Raw genomic sequence first — 15,604 nt, 5'->3', positions numbered from 1 at the left:
ACCCTCCACTTGCGGCCTTTCCTCGCCGCGCCGGCCCAGGGCTGTGAAGGTGCTGTGAGCGCCCTCTTCCCGACCGCCCTCCTCAGCCCCGGGGGAGTGCCCGGGCCTGCCCGGGATCGTTCAGCGGAGCGAGGAGATCCCCGTGCCGTTCCAGCCGTGCGGGCATGTCACCGGCGAGGAGGAGCAGGTCGTCCGGAGCGCGGCACCCCTCGATCTCGTCCCAGGTGACGGGTGCGGACACGGTCGGGCTGCCCTTCGCCCGCAGGGTGTACGGCGCCGCGGTGGTCTTCGCGGCTGCGTTCTGGCTGAAGTCGACGAACACCTTTCCCGGGCGCAGCGCACGCGTCATCCGGTGCACGGCCAGTTCGGGCAGCGCGCCCTGTGCCTCGACCGCCAGCTTCTTCGCGTAGGCCGTCACCTCCTCGGAGGGGGTGGGCTCCAGGGGCACGAGCAGGTGCAGTCCCTTGGACCCCGAGGTCTTGCCGTACGAGGACAACCCGTCCTCGGCCAGCCGCGCCCTCAGCCACAGGGCGACCTCGCAGCACTCGACGACGCCGGCGGGGGGCCCGGGATCCAGGTCGAACACCATCCGGTCGGCCACGGCGGGGGAGTCCCGCCGCCACTGGTGGGTGTGGAACTCCACCACCAGGTTCGCCGCCCACATCAGCGACGGGAGGTCCTGTGCGAGCACCTGCCGGGCGCCGGGGTCGTCGCTGCGGGGGACCGGGGCCGTCCGCACCCAGTCGGGTGTACCGGGCGGCGGATTCTTCGTGAAGAAGCGCAGCCCTTCCGGGCCGTCCGGATACCGGAGGAACGACAGCGGGCGGTCACGCAGGTGCGGCAGCATCACGCCCGCCGCCGTGGCCGCGTAGTAGTGCAGCACCTCGCCCTTGGTCGTGCCGGTGGCCGGGTACAGCACCTTGTCGAGATTGCTGAGCGCCAGGCGCCGCCCCTCCACCTCCGTCATCGGCGTCATACGATAAGAATCACATGAAATCGGCTGATTGAGGGCACGGCGGGCGCGAGGAGTGAAGCGGTGAGGTCGATCTGGAACGGTTCCATCTCGTTCGGGCTGGTCAGCATCCCGGTCAAACTCATGAACGCCACGGAGAACCACGCGATCTCCTTCCGGCAGATCCACCTCGCCGACGGCGGACGCATCCGCTACCGCAAGGTCTGCGAACTGGACGAGGAGGAGGTGCCGCCCTCCGAGACGGTCAAGGCGTACGAGGACGCCGACGGCACGGTGATCCCGGTGACCGACGAGGACCTGGCCTCGCTCCCGCTCCACACCGCGAAGACGATCGAGATCGAGGGCTTCGTGCCGGCTTCGGCGATCGACCCCCTCCAGCTGGACTCGGCCTACTACCTCGCGGCCAACGGCGTCCCTGCCGCCAAGCCCTACGCCCTGCTGCGCGAGGCCCTGCGGCGCAGCGGCAAGGTCGCCGTCGCGAAGTACGCACTGCGCGGGCGGGAGCGGCTCGGCATGCTGCGGGTGGCCGACGACGTGATCGCGATGCACGGCCTGCTCTGGCCGGACGAGATCCGCGCCCCGGAAGGCGTCGCACCGGACGCCGGCGTCACGGTCCGCGACGCCGAGCTCGACCTGGCGGACGCGCTGATGAACACCCTCGGCGACGCCGACATGGACACCCTCCACGACGACTACCGCGAGGCGGTCGAGGCCCTCGTGGCGGCGAAGGCGGCCGGTGAACCCGTCGCCGAGGAGGAGGCCGAGGAGTCCGGCGGCAAGGTGATCGACCTCATGGCTGCCCTGGAGAGCAGTGTGCGGGCCGCCCAGGAGTCGCAGGGGGACGCGGAGGACGGCAAGGACGCCGACGTCCACCCGATCGAGGGCCGCACACCACGGTCCGGCGGGAGCGCCGCTCCCAGGAGGGCGGCCCGCAGGAGCGCCGGGAAGAAGGCCGCGGCCACTCCGAGGAAGGCGGCGGCGAAGACGACGGGGGCGAAGAAGGAACCCGCGAAGGCCGCGGCGAAGAAGACCGCCGCCAGGAAGTCCACGGCGAAGAAGTCCACGGCGAAGAAGGCCGCGTCGAAGAAGGGCGCGGCCGGGAGGACCACCTCGGGCACCGGGAAGCGGACCTCGGCCTGACGCGGCAACGCGTCGGGCCGAGGTCCGCCCGCTTGGTGCATTGCGACGGCTCGACCCGCTCGTTCAAGCGCTGCCGGAGAGCGTGTGCAGCGGCTGGGACAACAGCCTGTCCTTCGACGGCCAGATGGCGACAGCCAACCTGGCCAGATGAGAACTCCGGGCACGGATGCGACGCTCGTCCCACGTGGAGTTCCAGTCTGCGACGGCGGTTGCGGCGTCGGTGTCAGGAGCGTTGAGCAAGGTGCCATGGGTCAGTCGGAGAAGACTGTGCTCGCCGAGCCACCGGCGCTTGTCCAGCCAGGCCATGTTGCCGAGGGTGGGATTGAGTTTTGCCGTCACCAGGGTCAGATTTCCTAGCGTATGCACCAACTCGTCCCGCCCGAGGCCCTCTTCGGGATCGTCGTGCAGGGGTGGCCAGTTATCGCGCCAGCTCTGGGGCATGACGTGCTCGATCGTCAGCTTCGATCCGATGTCCACACCGACCGGTACGGTGAGTTGTTCGGTGTGTTCCGAACGCAACGCGTCCTCCAAGGCTTCCAGCAGAATCCGCACCCGATGCCGGTAGAGGCGGGTGTAGAGCGGGTCCTGCTCCAAAACCGCGGTGAAATCGTTGTCCGTCGGCCACAGCCGATGGTGTCCTTGCATCGCTGCCATGGCCTTGATGACGGCCTCGTCGGCGGTCTCAGGCTGTTCGGAAGCGGCTGCAACCAGGTCGCGAAAGACGTGATTGTAGTCGCGATTGCTGAGATTGAGCATGGCTCGACGCACGAGGTAGCTGTCCACTGCCCGGATCGCCCGCTCACGTCGTTCCGGAGGGAGGACGTCGTCCCCGAGGCCGAACAGGAACAGTAGCAAGGGCATCGGCGTGGACGTCTGCATGACTTTGAGTCGATAGAGGAATCGACCTTCGTGGCCGAGCAGGGGGTGTTTGTCGAGTCTGTCGTAGATCTCCGCGTACCTGGCCAGCTCTACGAAGACTTCCTCGGTGGAGACGTCTTCTGCCCGCAGCCACCGTTCGAACTCCTTGAACAGGGCGGATGTGGTGAATTCGCGCTGGGTGCGCATGGACAACCAATAGGTCAGGAAAACGTCCAGCCTGCTCCGGGTGATGCGCCCGGTCGTCTGTTCCGTGCGCCATTGCGGCTGGTCGAAGGGGCTCCAGTAGGTCAGATAGAGCCGATCGATATCAGCCCCAGTGTGCTCGGCCTCGCGGAAGAGCAGATTTTTCACCAGATCTGCGTGCTCCAGCGGGGTGCCGCGACTGTTGAGCGTTTCGAAGACGACCTGGGCGTCGTCGTGCTCCTCCAGATCGATGATGACCAGCCGAAGCTGTTCTCGAAGTGTCTGGACCAAAGCGTCGAGTCGGTCATGAGGTTCGGGCGCCTCTGCCAACCAGGTGTCGAGTTCCTGGCGGAAATATGCGACTGCGTCGGCGAGCTTTCCGTTGCCCTCTGCGCCGGTCATCACGGCTCGGAACTCTTCGCGGTCGGCGTTCGTGGGCCAGACCTTGTAGAGGTGGTCAGGGTGCCTCTCGGAATCGAAGAGGTCTCGATCGTTCTCCAGGAACTTGCTCAGTAATCTGCGGGACCTTTCGTGATCCAGCGCTGTGGCTGAGATCCGAGCGGCGAACACGAAGAGTTGAAGGGTCGTCAGGCGCTGCTGTCCGTCGATGACCTGACGCGTCTCCAGGTTGGAGGACAGGTAGGGAGTCTGGTCGAACACCACGGCACCCAAGAAATGCGGAGTCACCGTGCTTCCGTCGTGCTGGGACTGCTCGAGTCGCTCAACCGTTCGCCGGATGTCGACCCATAGGGCTTCCCAGTTGTCCCGCATGGTCCACACGTAGGGGCGCTGGAACAACGGCACGGTGTACCGGACGTCCTTTCCGAAGATGCGCCTCAGATCGACCGTGTCCGCCCGCATATCGTTCCTTCCTCGCGTCGAACCGCCAACCTAGCGAGCCGTGAGGCGACAGTTCAGTCGGATCGGTCAATTGGTGCGACACTCCGGCGCCGCCGCAGACTTCGTCGTGCAGGCCAACGGTTCGTCCGGCGGATGCCCTCGGCTCACCGCAGCAGCGACGCGGGCTTCAGCAGGTCGGACAGGTCGGGGACGGTGGGCAGGTCCAGGCCGTACCGGTCCCTCTCCACGACGTACGTGCAACTCGTGTAGGTGTAGCCGGGCTGGACGCGGGAGCCGGAGGAGTAGCTGTCCACGGCCGCCGTCGCCCCCGTGCCGTGCTTGTACAGGAAGTGGTACTCGCCCGCCGGGAGCCGCAGCCGCGCCTTCGGGTACGACGTGCCGCTCGCCCTGCACGCGCCGGCCGAACCGGCGGCCTCACTGCTGAACCGCTCGCAGCCGCCGCAGGGCTTCAGCTTCACCGTGCCGGTGACCGGGCCCGTGTAGAGCACCTCGACCTCGTTGGGCGCGCCGTTGCTGATGACGAGCTCCATGCGGACGCCGCCCGGCGTGCCGCTCCCGGGCAGCCGCTTGCCCGCGGCGGGCCGGTCCTCGGCTATCTCCGCCGCGATGGCGATGTTCCGGGCGTGCTGTCGGCGCCGGTCCTCCTCGTAGGTGTCCGCGAAGTCCGTCATGGTCTGCCGCGCCTCGGTGAACTTCTTGTCCTTGAACTCGTCCACGCCGCAGGCGTACACACCGTCCTGGACACCTGCGTCGGCCTGCCGGCCCAGCGAGGGCACGGAGGTCTCGGGGAGCTCCGCGACCAGGGTGCTCGTACGGCGCAGTTCGTCGGTGACGGCGCAGGGCTCCGCACCCTTCAGCCCGGCCACCTGCTGCCGTATCCTCCCGCTGACGGCGGGACCCACCTGCCCGGCCTGCGAGGACTCGGGGAACGTACGCAGCAGGGTGCCCAACTCCTTGCTGCCCAACTCGGTCCCCGTGCCGTCCAGCCGCGAGACCCCGCAGCCGTACAGCGACTCCGCGAGCGGGCCGTCGGGCCAGGTGGCGAGGTCGCCGAGCAGCTTCCGGTCCACCGTGCCGGGCAGCGTGCGCAGATGGGTCAGGGGCTCGACCGCCTCGCAGTACCGCTCGGCGCGGTACGGCGCGGCGACCGCCGCGTAGTAGGCCTTCATGCGCTCGGGCACACCGGCGGCGGCGCGGGAGCCGGGGTGGTCCTCGGCCAGATCCCGGTAGAGGGAGAGCGCCTCGCGGTAGTCGGGTCCGGACAGGATGTACGAGCTCTTCGCCGCCTTCGCGACCAGATCGTCGCCCTCCTCCAGCCGGCCGAGCAGTTCCTGCTCGGCCGCCTCGTCCCGCGCGGAGCCGTAGGCGAGGGTGCCCGCCGCGGGGACACCGAGAAGCAGCAGCCCCAGCACCGCCGCCAGGACCGGCCGCGGCCACCGGCCGGCATCCGTGCGCAGGGCGATCCGGGCCGCGTCGGCGGCCGCGAGGACGAGCAGCAGGAGGTAGCCGGCGACGAGGGCGGCGGGCACGCCGTCCGGATCGGCGGGCAGTGCGACGAGCAGCAGGAGAGCGGTGGCCGCCCAGCTCACCGCGGCTCTGCCCCAGCGGCGCACCAGGACATGACCGAGGCCCAGGCCGGACAGGTTCAGCAGCCCCGCGGCGACGGCCCTCGGCACGGCGCCCGGAGGCGGCGGCCCGACCACCGGCGGCCGGGAGGGAGGCTGGGGCCGCTCGGCGTCCAGCCAGGCGTACTCCGGCAGGGTCTCCCACCCGGTCCCGGGTCTGGGCTCAGGTGTCTCCGACTGATCGCGCGATTCCATCACGGCCCCCCACCGTCGAACCTCGTCAGGTCCTCGGGAAGCTGCCCGGATTCATGCCCGTTCACTCGTCCTTGGGGCGTCCGTGCGGTATTGGTGCGAGATGGTGCGGCTGGGGTGGATCCGGCGGGGAGTGGTGCGCCCGCCGCAGGCCACGGAGAAGGAGCTGGGGCCTGCGGCGGGATCAGCAGCCGTCGACGTACGCCCGGGCGGCGACCATGACGTCCTTGAAGCGGCCGTCCGCGATGCACTGGGCGGGCGTCTCGTCCTCGAGCTGCGGATTCATTCCGATCATCCAGGCGCGGGCGGTGTGGTTGTCCTCGGCGCTCTGGATGATGTGAAAGGTCTGGAGGGCCGCCCGGAGGCGCTCTTCGGCCTCGTCGCGCGGCCGCGTGTCACCCGCGGCCCACTTGCCCACCTGGCGGGGATCGCTGACCCGCGTGATGCGGGCGGTGATCCGCGGTCCGAGATTCTCCTGCAGGAATCGCGCGATCTCCGCGATGCGCATGCGTGTGGTCGTGCCGTGCGCGATCTCGGCGAGGTCGGTGCTGCGAGGCGTGTCGGTGACGGTCGGCGTCATGGTGGTGGTCATGGGAGTCTCCCTCGTTGTCATGGCTGCACGCCTCGGAGGGCGGTCGCGTGCCGGACGACGGGTGATGGGCACGGGCGGTGCGAAGGCACCGTGAGGCGCCGCGCGCCGACTGTCGGAGGAGACGCGGGAACCTGTGCCGGGTAAGAGGAACGCTTCTTGGTGCACACCCGCGGGGAAGCGTGACCGCGGCGGGCGGGGTGGGCTGGTGCGCGCCAGCTCCTCAGTCTCGATGCCTGCCGGTCGTCGGGGATCCGGTGCATGGAGGCTGGTGCGCGGCCGTGTCGATGTGACGGCCGGTATTCCGGTGCGGCCGCAGCGCACAGAAAGGCGGCCTCGGGGCCGTGCCTAAGACGGTCCTCTGCTCACTCATGATCGAACCCCCATCTGAAGAAGATGCATTTAGACTACCCATCAAGTCTGCTCAACTCCACCGCTTTGACTGTTGTTTCAGACACGTAAGAAAGCGTCAAGTTGACGTGTAGGACGGCGTGTTGGTGTGGTGACCTGCTGATTCCGGCCTGTGATGAGGGATCCGGGCGCCGTGGGTGCCAGGGATGTTCACCTCTTCGGGGCAAGGGTGTGACGTGACTTCCGGTGTTCCCGCGTGGTTTTCCTGTGGGTTTCCAGGTGCTTTCCAGTGGTTTTCCGATGGGGCGCCGTCGGTTCCGCCGGCGTCATCGCAGGCGCAGGTCGTACGCCTCCACCACTCTGCGCAGCGCCGGGTCCTCCGGGAAGATCAGGTTCGACTCGATCCGGGTGAAGGCGACGTCGTTGTAGACCGCCCAGCACTGGTGCATGCCGAGCCGGGACCGGTAGGCGATCCCGTGGACGAGACGGCCGCCCTGCTCGGGTTCCCGCTGGCTGATCGCCCAGGCGGAGATGGCGCGGGTGATCTTCCGGTTGAAGCCCTCGATGTGGTTGCGGGTCAGTTTGTCCACCCCGTTGAGGCGCAGGGTCTCCCTGAGCTCGTCGGACAGGGTCGTCAGGGTGCGCTCGTCGTCGACGTCCAAGAACCTGGCGTCCTTGGACAGTTCTAAGCGCTCCAGCGTGTGCCGCGTCGGCCAGTCCGGGGGGACGAGGCCGGGCGCACCGTCCTCCCAGTCGGCGGCCGCGAGGTCGCGCCAGTCGGGGTGCACGCGGAACGGCGCGAGGGCTTCGGCCAGGCAGCCGTCCTGCTCGGAGGCGCAGTAGAGGGTCCCGTACCCCACCAGGCTCCATTGGTTGCCTGCGGAGCTGTCCGCGTCGTCGCGTCCGATCTGCTCGTACCTCAGCGGATCGCGGACCTTTCCGAGCCGCCAGACACCCCGCTCGGGTGCGGGGATCAGCCTGACGTCCGGCTGGTCTCCTCGTACGGTCATGCACGGCTCCTCACTCGGGTGGACGGCGCCCGGAAGCGCCGGGCCCCACGCTGCTGGCCGCCTCGGGCGGCGCGTCGCCCGACGGGCGGAACCGCCGGGCGGGACGGCTCCGCGTAAAGCGACAGCCTCAGATGCGGGACGATCATTTTTATGCCCGGTTCGCTCCTCCGCGGCCCGCCCACGCAAAGAACACCGGGGCGCACACAAGCTTCTGGGGGGCGCACACGGGGGCACCGGGCCGGATGTCAGAGATCCCTGACATCCAGCTCCATGACGACGGCGCCCGCGTGCCCGGCCGCGGTGAGGGTGACGCGGCCCGGCTCCGCCTCCGAGGGGCGTGCCGCGAGCGTGCGCACGGGCACGGTCATGGCCAGCCGCAGGAGGGCGCGGCCGGTCGCCGCGTCCCAGACCCGGAGCGTCCCGTCGCGCGACGCGCCCGCCACGAAGGGCCCCACCCCCTCGGCGGACCATGCGGCGACGGCGTCGACAGAAGCGGTGTGCCCCAGCAGAGGCGGACCGAGCGGCCCGGCCGTCAGGAGGTCCCAGACGCGCACCGATCCGTCGCTCCCCCCACTGGCCAGGTAGGGCGGCAGACCCGCCTGCGGGAGCGCGTTGACGGCCAGGGACCGGACCGTGCCCTGGTCGCACGCGATCACGGCAGTCGGAGCGCTGTCGTCGACGCTCCAGAGGCACGCGGTGCCGTCCGAACCGCCGGAGGCGAACCAGTCGTTGTTCAGGCCGGAAGCCGCCGCCACCGCCAGGACGGGCAGCCCGTGAGCGTTCCACGTACGCCTCAGTGACGGTCCGTCGAGGTCCCAGAGCACGACCCGGTGGTCGCGTCCGCCGCTGAGCACGACCTCACGGCCCTCGGTGGTGGTGCAGGACGCGAGGCAGGTCACCCGCTGTGTGTGCCCCTTGAGCCTGACGGCCCGGTTCCTGCGCGCAGCCGGGTCCCACAGGTGGACGCCGTGGTCGGGCGCCGCCCAGAGCAGGGTCCGGCCGGACGGGCGGCGCGCCCAGACCAGGGCGGGTGGCTCCTCGGTGCCTCCGGTGCCGAATCCCCCTTCGGACGCTCCCGTCTCCAGGTCCCACAGGGTGACCGACTCCGTCGTGGCCACGGCCACCAAAGGGGCGTCGCCCCCGTCGGCGGAGAGAGCCGCGACCGCGGGTGGCAGAGCCTCGGCCGTGCCGCCGTCGAGGGCTCGGAGCAGGGCGGCCCGGTCCCAGAGCCGCACGGTCCTGTCCTCGGCCGTCGAAGCCAGGACGTCCGCACCGGACAGGGGAAGAGCCGCCAGCGCCGTGACCGGGCCGGAATGCCCCGGGAGACGGCCGGCCCGGCGGGTGCCGGCCGTGTCCCAGAGGTCGACCACGCTTCCGTTGGCGACCGCCAGTACATGACGCCCGCCGATGTCCAGCGCGACCACCGCGGTCACCGGGTGGCCCGGACCGCCGAGGACCGTCCGCCCGCCCGTGGAGACGTCCCACAGGACGACCGTGCCGTCCGCGTGTCCGGCCGCGACCTCCCCCGGACGCAGGGTGGGTGCGAGGACCCGCAGCTCCTGACCGGGCTGTCCGGGAAGGGGCCACGTGTGGAGGGCCTCTCCGCCGGACGGCGCCCAGGCGGTCAGGGACCCGGCGGCACTCACCAGCAGCAGACTGCCGTCCTCGCGCCGGACGGTCGTGACGCAGATGCGGACCGCTGTGCCGACGGACGTCGGAGCACCGACCCCGCCCGACTCGCTCCAGCGGGTCAGGGTGCCGTCCCCCTTGCCGGACACCACCACGGGAAGGCCGTCGCCGTCCAGATACCCGGTCACATCGTCGGCCCAGACCGTTCCGGGAGTGCCGACCTGGCTGACGAGGGCGCCGGTGAGCATGTCCCGGATCCGTACGGTGCCGTCCCCGCTTCCCGACGCGAGGACGAGGCCGGCGGGGTGCCGGACGCTCGTCAGGGAGCGCACCGCGCCGTCGTGCGCGAGCAGCCGGTCACCGACGCGTCCTCCGGTCGCCGGATCGATGAACTCGATGCCGCCCCGTTCGTCCCCGGCGGCCAGGAGCGTCTCGCCGTCCGCGTCGACGACGGGCGCGAGGGCGTTCACCCGGTACGCGGTCGTGGCGAGCACGTTGGTGGGAGGCGTCCAGCGGGACCAGAGGACCTTCAGGAGGGACCCCGGCGGCACGGACCCGGCGGGCAGCCGGGAGTGGGGCACCCCCGGATGGTTGAGCGCGGTGTGCGCGAGGTGCAGGCCGGCGAGCCGTGACGTCGCATCCGCCCGCGTCACGTACGGCTCGACGACCGCGTACGCCTCCAGCCAGCCGCGCGGCCCGCCACCCGTGGTGGAGGCGAGCAGCCCGCGGATGCTCCCGCTCGTCTCCCACGGCAGCACGCACACCGGCACGTGGGAGTCGTCCAGCACACCGCCCAGCCGCGCGTGTTCCGCGAGGTGGCGCCGGATGTAGGGGGGCGGCGGATCCCCTTGCGTCCGCTCCGAGGTGCGTGCCAGGGCGGTGCTGATCGCGGCGTGGGCCGCCCGCTCGTCCCCGGCGGCCCGCCCTTCGGACGGCTGTTCCCCGTCGTCGGTACCGGGGGTCCCGTCGTCCGTGGCGTCGGTCCACGGCGGGCTCCGCCGCAGGATCTCGGTCAGGCGTGCGTGGGCGGGGCGGTAGACGATGCGCTCGTCCTCCACGTCGTGGCTGAGGTATCCCGAGAGCGAGCTGTGCAGCAGCCTGTCGATCATGCCGTCGGCACCCGCCAGCGGGTGGCCGAGGATCGCCCCGGCCGCGGCCGGCCAGACCTCCCCCCAGGCCATGCCCCGGCCCTGCGCGAACGCCGTCGCACGCAGGAGGGCGAGTGCCTCCGCGGGAGGCAGGTCGCCCGCGGCCGCGCGCAGGTCGGCCCTCAGGAGTCCTGCCGTGCCATCGGCGAGCCGGGCGAGCCACTCCCGGTCGCGCAGCAAGGACGGTCCGCCCACGCGCAGTTGTTCCGCGGCGCGCTGTGCGTCCAGGAACGACGGACGGACCTGCCGGGCCACCAGCCCCGCCGCCTCGGCCCGCTCCGGCTCGCCCCAGCCGTCCGCGCTCTCCAGCAGGGCACGGGTGTACCGGTCGATGTCGTTCTCCGTCCCCTCGCCGTCGGTGCGGAGCTCCCGGGCCGAGGGAAAGGCGGAGTGCAGCACGGAGGTGAGGCTCGTCCCGCGGAGCCCCGCGGGGGCGAGGGGGCCCGGACGCGAACTGCGTACCCCGAGCAGGAGCCGCAGGCCTCGGCCCACGGGACCCCGCGGGGCCCGGCCGGTCTGGCCCGGTACGCGGCCGAGCGACGGACCGGGGGCGATCAGGGCGGCCAGCGGGGCCAGGACGTCACTCACGCAACGGGCCGGACTCAGGGCCTCGTCGACGGAATCCACCACGATCGTGACCACGGAGGCGGAATCCAGGAGGAGGGCGCGCAGATTCTCCTGGCCCCGGCGCACGTCGCCGGGCTCCACGTGCCGCCCCTCCGCCCCGAGAGCGGCGCAGAGGGCCTCCAGAAGGTCGGACGAGCTGCGGTTCCGTGCGCTGACGGCAGCGGTGATCGCGCCGTCCGGCGGCACGGCCCAGGCCGGAGAGTCCCGCACCGCCGCGCTGTACTCCTCGGAGAGCCGGAAGGCGGGCGCGCTCAGGGTCACCGCCCGCCCGAGCACCGCCGACTTGCCGCTCGCCGCCGTACCGGTGACGATCAGGACGCCCGGTGGACCCTGGAGGAAAACGGCGACCTCGCGGTTGAGGTCCTCCCTGCCCGAGAAGTACCAGCCGGTGTCCTCCGGCCTGGGACGGCCACTGGCCTTCTCCAGCCAGTGACCGGGTTCCGGCCCGCCGGCGCCGGAGCTCCCCGGCTCAAGGCCGTCGTCGAGCGGTGACGCCTGAGCCAGGTAACCCGGATTGGGGATCGCGGCCGTGGGGGAGTCGAGGCCGGCTGTCAGGATGGGGCGTGGGCCTTCGATGCTGCGGTGGTCCCTCATGTTGACGGTGTCCGTCGCTGCCCGCAACGCCTCCATGAACTCGGCCATGGACAGATGCGGGCGGGTGATCCCGCCCGCTCTCCGCGACCACGCGTGCGCCTCCTGGAGGATCATCGCGAACTCCAGCCCGAGCACCGCCGTCCGGTCACCGGTGGTGGCGAGGACGTTGAGCCTGTTCCTCTGCTCGCGGCCGGGCGCCAGGTCGCGCATGGAGGAGAGCAGTTCGCTGCCGATACCGGCTGCCTCGCACAGGTTGACGACGACCAGGACGTCCTGCGCGCAGGAGTCCAGGGCCGCCACGACGATGTCGCAGGTGGGCAGGGTCGTCGCCAGCAGGCGTCCGCGATCCGACTCCGGGAGGAGCAGGTAGTGACGTGACCCCGTACCCGCCAGGCCGTGTCCCGTGACGAAGAGCACCAGCGGGACGTCCGGCTCCGCGTCGCGCAACCCCGCGCTCTCCAGGAAGAGTTCGACGTCGTGCCGACGCCGGGGTTCTCGCGTCTCGATCACGTCGAAGCGTGCTCCGGCGGGGCCGTCCCCCCACCAGGCGCGCACGGCCCGCAGTTGCTCGTCGACCGCGGCGCCGAACGCCTGCGTACCGTCCTCGACGGCCAGCACGACCAGGAGGCCGGCCGGGGCGGATCCCTGCTCCGGCACGGCTGCCGACCGCCGAGGCCGGCCGGTTAACTCGATCTCCACCCGCTCCCCCCGCATCGTCCCTATTCTGCACAACCATGGACCGTCCGCAGCACCGATCACCGTTTCCGCAGTCCGCCGCCGACCGGCCGCTCCCGGAGAGGGTCACGCAGGACGCGGTGGTGGTCGTGCCGGGCATCATGGGCAGCACGCTGGAGGACGCCGCGACGGGGCGTCATCTCTGGGGGCTGGGCGGGGCCTCCTGGTACATCAAGGCGTGGACCCGGCCCGAGGGGCTCCGGGAACTCCACCTGACCGAGGACGAGCTCGAAGGGCGGACCGGCCGGATCCGGGCCTCAGGACTGCTCACCGCGACGGCGTGGACGCCCTATCTGCGCGGCCACGAGCCGTACACCGCCCTGATCGAGCGCGTCAGGAAATGCGTCGCGGACGAGGCGGCGATCCTGCCCTTCGCCTACGACTGGCGGCTCCCCGTGGCGGCCAACGCACGGGTCCTCGCCGAAGCGGCCCGCCGGCACCTGAGTGCCTGGCGGGCCCACGAGGCCCACGACCGGGCCCGCCGGCACCGCGTGGACGAACGCCCGGGCCGTCTGGTCTTCGTGGCTCACTCCATGGGCGGTCTGGTGACCCGGGCCGCCCTGGACGGCGGCCACGACAGCGACCTGGCCGCCGACACCCGGGGCGTCATCACCCTCGGTACGCCCTTCAGCGGCGCGGTCGAGGCCGCGGTCATCCTCAACACGGGGCGCGGGGCGCCCGTGCCGCTTCCCCGGCGCAAGCTGCGTTCGCTGTGCGCCACCATGCCGGGACTGCACGACCTGCTGCCCCGGTACCGGAGCGTCCGCGAGGACGACGACGTCCGGCACCTCACGCCCGGGGACGTGGCCGCCATCGGGGGGAGCGCCGAACTGGCCTCCTGGGCACTGGACTTCCACGCGGACCAGCACCGTGTCGAGCTGCCCGACCACCGGTCCGTCGTCGGGATCAACCAGCCCACCTCGCAGAGCCTCACCATCCGCGACGGCCGCGTCGAGGCCTTCCCCGACGGAGTCCGGCAGAACAGCGACGGCACCTTCGTCCGGGACCGGTACGACAGGCTGCGCTACTTCACCGTGCAGGGTGACGGCACGGTCTACAAGGAGTCGGCGGAGATCACCAGCGCAGCGACGACCCTGCCCGTGCAGCACGGCTCGCTCCCCGTCGAGGGAACGGCACTCGACGCGGTCGAGGAGATCCTCTCCGGCGACATCCATCTGGGCCCGCCTCAGGGGCAGTTCGGCTGTGGCCTGACCGCCCCGGACATGGCGGAGGCGGGCAGCACGTGGACGCTGTCCCTGAGCGGGGTCGATTCGCTGGCCGGCCTCACCTGCCGCATCCAGGACGTCGAGGATCCGGGCACCGCCCGGGAACTCGCGCCCGGGTGGATGGACGGAGGCGTCGGTGTCCGGGTGACCGTCGCCACGCCCGGCCTCCACCGGGTGGAGGCACGGACCCGGGACGGGTTCCGGATCACCCAGGTCGTCCTCGTGACGGACCCCGCGCTCCGGCTGGAGGAGGCGCCCTGAAGCCTCCGCCCGGGGAGGTGCGCAGGACCCGCGGCGCGGTTCCGTACGGCTGCCCTCCCGGGCGCCCCCCTGCCGCACGGCTCCGGAGCGCCCGTGGCGCGCTGTCGCGGAAGGCCGGACCGCAGTAGGGTGCGGAATGCCGCGACTGGCGCGTACCCGGCAGGGTGCTCCGTGGAAACGACCACGAGGGAGCGGCACACTCCGGGCACGCCCGGGGCGTCATCGCCGGAGGGCCGTCCGCCTGGGCAATCCGGGTCCACGTCGCCCCCGTGCGACCGACCCGGGAGGAACCCCCGTGGCCGTACAGCCGTCCGATGCCCGCCGCCCCGCCCTCGCAGCGGCCGATCCCGAGCTCGCCGCCCTGGTGAACGCCGAGGAGCGGCTCCAGGCGGACACCCTGCGCCTGATCCCCAGTGAGAACTACGTGTCCTCCGCCGTGCTGGAGGCCTCCGGCACCGTCCTGCAGAACAAGTACTCCGAGGGGTACCCCGGCAAGCGGTACTACGAGGGCCAGCAGGTCATCGACCAGGTCGAGACCCTCGCCGTCGAGCGGGCCAGGGCGCTGTTCCGGATGGAGCACGCCAATGTCCAGCCGTACTCCGGGTCCCCCGCGAACCTCGCCGTCTACCTGGCGTTCCTGGAGCCCGGCGACACCGTCCTCGGGATGTCGCTGCCGATGGGAGGGCATCTCACCCACGGCTGGGGTGTCTCGGCCACCGGCACGTGGTTCCGGGGCGTGCAGTACGGGGTACGGCGCGACACCGGGCGCGTCGACCTGGACGAGGTGCGCGACCTCGCCCGCGCCGAAAGGCCCAAGCTGATCTTCTGCGGGGGCACCGCGGTGCCCCGGGTGATCGACTTCGCGGGGTTCGCCGAGATCGCCCGTGAGGTGGGAGCCGTGCTGGTGGCCGACGTCGCCCACATCGCGGGCCTGATCGCCGGGGGAGCCCACCCTTCGCCCGCCCCCTACGCGGACGTGGTGTCCACCACCACCCACAAGACCCTGCGCGGGCCGCGCGGCGCGATGCTGCTGACCACGGCCGAGCACGCCAAGGCGGTGGACCGGTCCGTGTTCCCCGGGCTCCAGGGCGGCCCGCACAACCAGACGACGGCCGCCATCGCGGTCGCCCTGAAGGAGGCCGCGGAGCCGGACTTCGCCGCGTACGCCCACCAGGTCGTCGCCAACGCCCGCGCGCTGGGCGAGGAACTGTCCGCACGGGGCTTCGACCTCGTGTCGGGCGGTACGGACAACCACCTGCTGCTGGCCGACCTCACGGGCAAGGGCGTCTCCGGGAAGATCGCCGCCAAGGCGCTCGACCGGGCCGGGATCGTCGTCAACCACAACACCGTCCCCTACGACCCCCGTAAGCCCTTCGACCCGTCCGGCATCCGCATCGGCACCCCCGCCCTGACGTCCCGGGGCATCCCCGCCTCCGAGATGGGAGCGGTCGCGCAGTGGATCGACTGTGTCGTCGACGCCGCTCGTACAGGTGATGAAACGGCCATTTCCAAGGTCCGGGACGAAGTGCGGACCATGATGGACGCCTATCCGGCGCCGGGTCTCCCCCTCGCCTGAGCGGG

At 71.4% G+C, this 15,604-nt stretch carries 9 protein-coding genes and 1 riboswitch; of the genes, 3 read left to right on the top strand and 6 right to left on the bottom strand.

What is annotated here, in order from left to right; translation table 11 throughout:
* Positions 1-82: 82 nt before the first annotated feature.
* Positions 83-976: a non-homologous end-joining DNA ligase gene (ligD, locus tag ACFC51_RS02160; RefSeq protein WP_376526569.1), complete on the bottom strand. Its 894-nt coding sequence runs from the start codon at positions 974-976 to the stop codon at positions 83-85.
* Between the two features lie 60 nt (positions 977-1,036).
* On the opposite strand from ligD, the gene ACFC51_RS02155 reads away from it, so the two are divergent.
* The gene (locus ACFC51_RS02155; RefSeq protein ID WP_376526566.1) at positions 1,037-2,113 is read left to right on the top strand and encodes a Ku protein; all 1,077 of its coding nucleotides are present in this window, start codon (positions 1,037-1,039) and stop codon (positions 2,111-2,113) included.
* A 63-nt stretch (positions 2,114-2,176) separates the two neighbouring features.
* Here ACFC51_RS02155 and ACFC51_RS02150 read toward each other — a convergent pair whose 3' ends face one another.
* The 5 genes from ACFC51_RS02150 to ACFC51_RS02130 form a co-directional block, all read right to left on the bottom strand.
* A complete protein-coding gene (locus ACFC51_RS02150; RefSeq protein ID WP_376373836.1) occupies positions 2,177-4,036 on the bottom strand; it encodes a DUF262 domain-containing protein in 1,860 nt (619 codons plus the stop codon).
* A gap of 143 nt (positions 4,037-4,179) precedes the next feature.
* Entirely contained in the window at positions 4,180-5,856 is a 1,677-nt protein-coding gene (locus ACFC51_RS02145; protein WP_376526563.1) for a hypothetical protein, read from the bottom strand.
* Between the two features lie 181 nt (positions 5,857-6,037).
* Positions 6,038-6,445 carry an XRE family transcriptional regulator gene (locus ACFC51_RS02140; RefSeq protein WP_376373830.1) on the bottom strand — a complete coding sequence of 136 codons (408 nt, stop codon included), beginning with the start codon at positions 6,443-6,445 and terminating at the stop codon, positions 6,038-6,040.
* Positions 6,446-7,119: 674 nt separating this feature from the next.
* On the bottom strand, positions 7,120-7,803 hold the full coding sequence (locus ACFC51_RS02135) for an RES domain-containing protein (RefSeq protein WP_376373827.1): 684 nt from the start codon (positions 7,801-7,803) through the stop codon (positions 7,120-7,122).
* 245 nt (positions 7,804-8,048) lie between these two features.
* The gene (locus tag ACFC51_RS02130) at positions 8,049-12,458 is read right to left on the bottom strand and encodes a hypothetical protein (RefSeq protein WP_376526560.1); all 4,410 of its coding nucleotides are present in this window, start codon (positions 12,456-12,458) and stop codon (positions 8,049-8,051) included.
* A 77-nt stretch (positions 12,459-12,535) separates the two neighbouring features.
* Here ACFC51_RS02130 and ACFC51_RS02125 point away from each other — a divergent pair, with 77 nt between their 5' ends.
* Together ACFC51_RS02125 and glyA are read left to right on the top strand one after the other, a co-directional pair.
* Complete coding sequence (locus tag ACFC51_RS02125) at positions 12,536-14,023, top strand: hypothetical protein (RefSeq protein ID WP_376526557.1); 1,488 nt, start codon at positions 12,536-12,538, stop codon at positions 14,021-14,023.
* 131 nt (positions 14,024-14,154) lie between these two features.
* Positions 14,155-14,277, top strand: a riboswitch (ZMP/ZTP riboswitch).
* Between the two features lie 41 nt (positions 14,278-14,318).
* The gene (glyA, locus tag ACFC51_RS02120; RefSeq protein ID WP_376526555.1) at positions 14,319-15,599 is read left to right on the top strand and encodes a serine hydroxymethyltransferase; all 1,281 of its coding nucleotides are present in this window, start codon (positions 14,319-14,321) and stop codon (positions 15,597-15,599) included.
* Positions 15,600-15,604: the final 5 nt, after the last annotated feature.

This window comes from Streptomyces sp. NPDC055962, assembly GCF_042270185.1.
Classification (GTDB): Bacteria; Actinomycetota; Actinomycetes; order Streptomycetales; family Streptomycetaceae; genus Streptomyces.
The sequence above is the reverse complement of the archived record's forward strand: the minus strand, read 5'-3'. Positions and strand labels throughout refer to the sequence as shown.

Coding starts and splice junctions, on each gene's coding strand:
- ligD (WP_376526569.1), bottom strand. CDS start 976: ATGACGCCGATGACGGAGGTGGAGGGGCGGCGCCTGGCGCTCAGCAAT.
- ACFC51_RS02150 (WP_376373836.1), bottom strand. CDS start 4,036: ATGCGGGCGGACACGGTCGATCTGAGGCGCATCTTCGGAAAGGACGTC.
- ACFC51_RS02145 (WP_376526563.1), bottom strand. CDS start 5,856: ATGGAATCGCGCGATCAGTCGGAGACACCTGAGCCCAGACCCGGGACC.
- ACFC51_RS02140 (WP_376373830.1), bottom strand. CDS start 6,445: ATGACCACCACCATGACGCCGACCGTCACCGACACGCCTCGCAGCACC.
- ACFC51_RS02135 (WP_376373827.1), bottom strand. CDS start 7,803: ATGACCGTACGAGGAGACCAGCCGGACGTCAGGCTGATCCCCGCACCC.
- ACFC51_RS02125 (WP_376526557.1), top strand. CDS start 12,536: ATGGACCGTCCGCAGCACCGATCACCGTTTCCGCAGTCCGCCGCCGAC.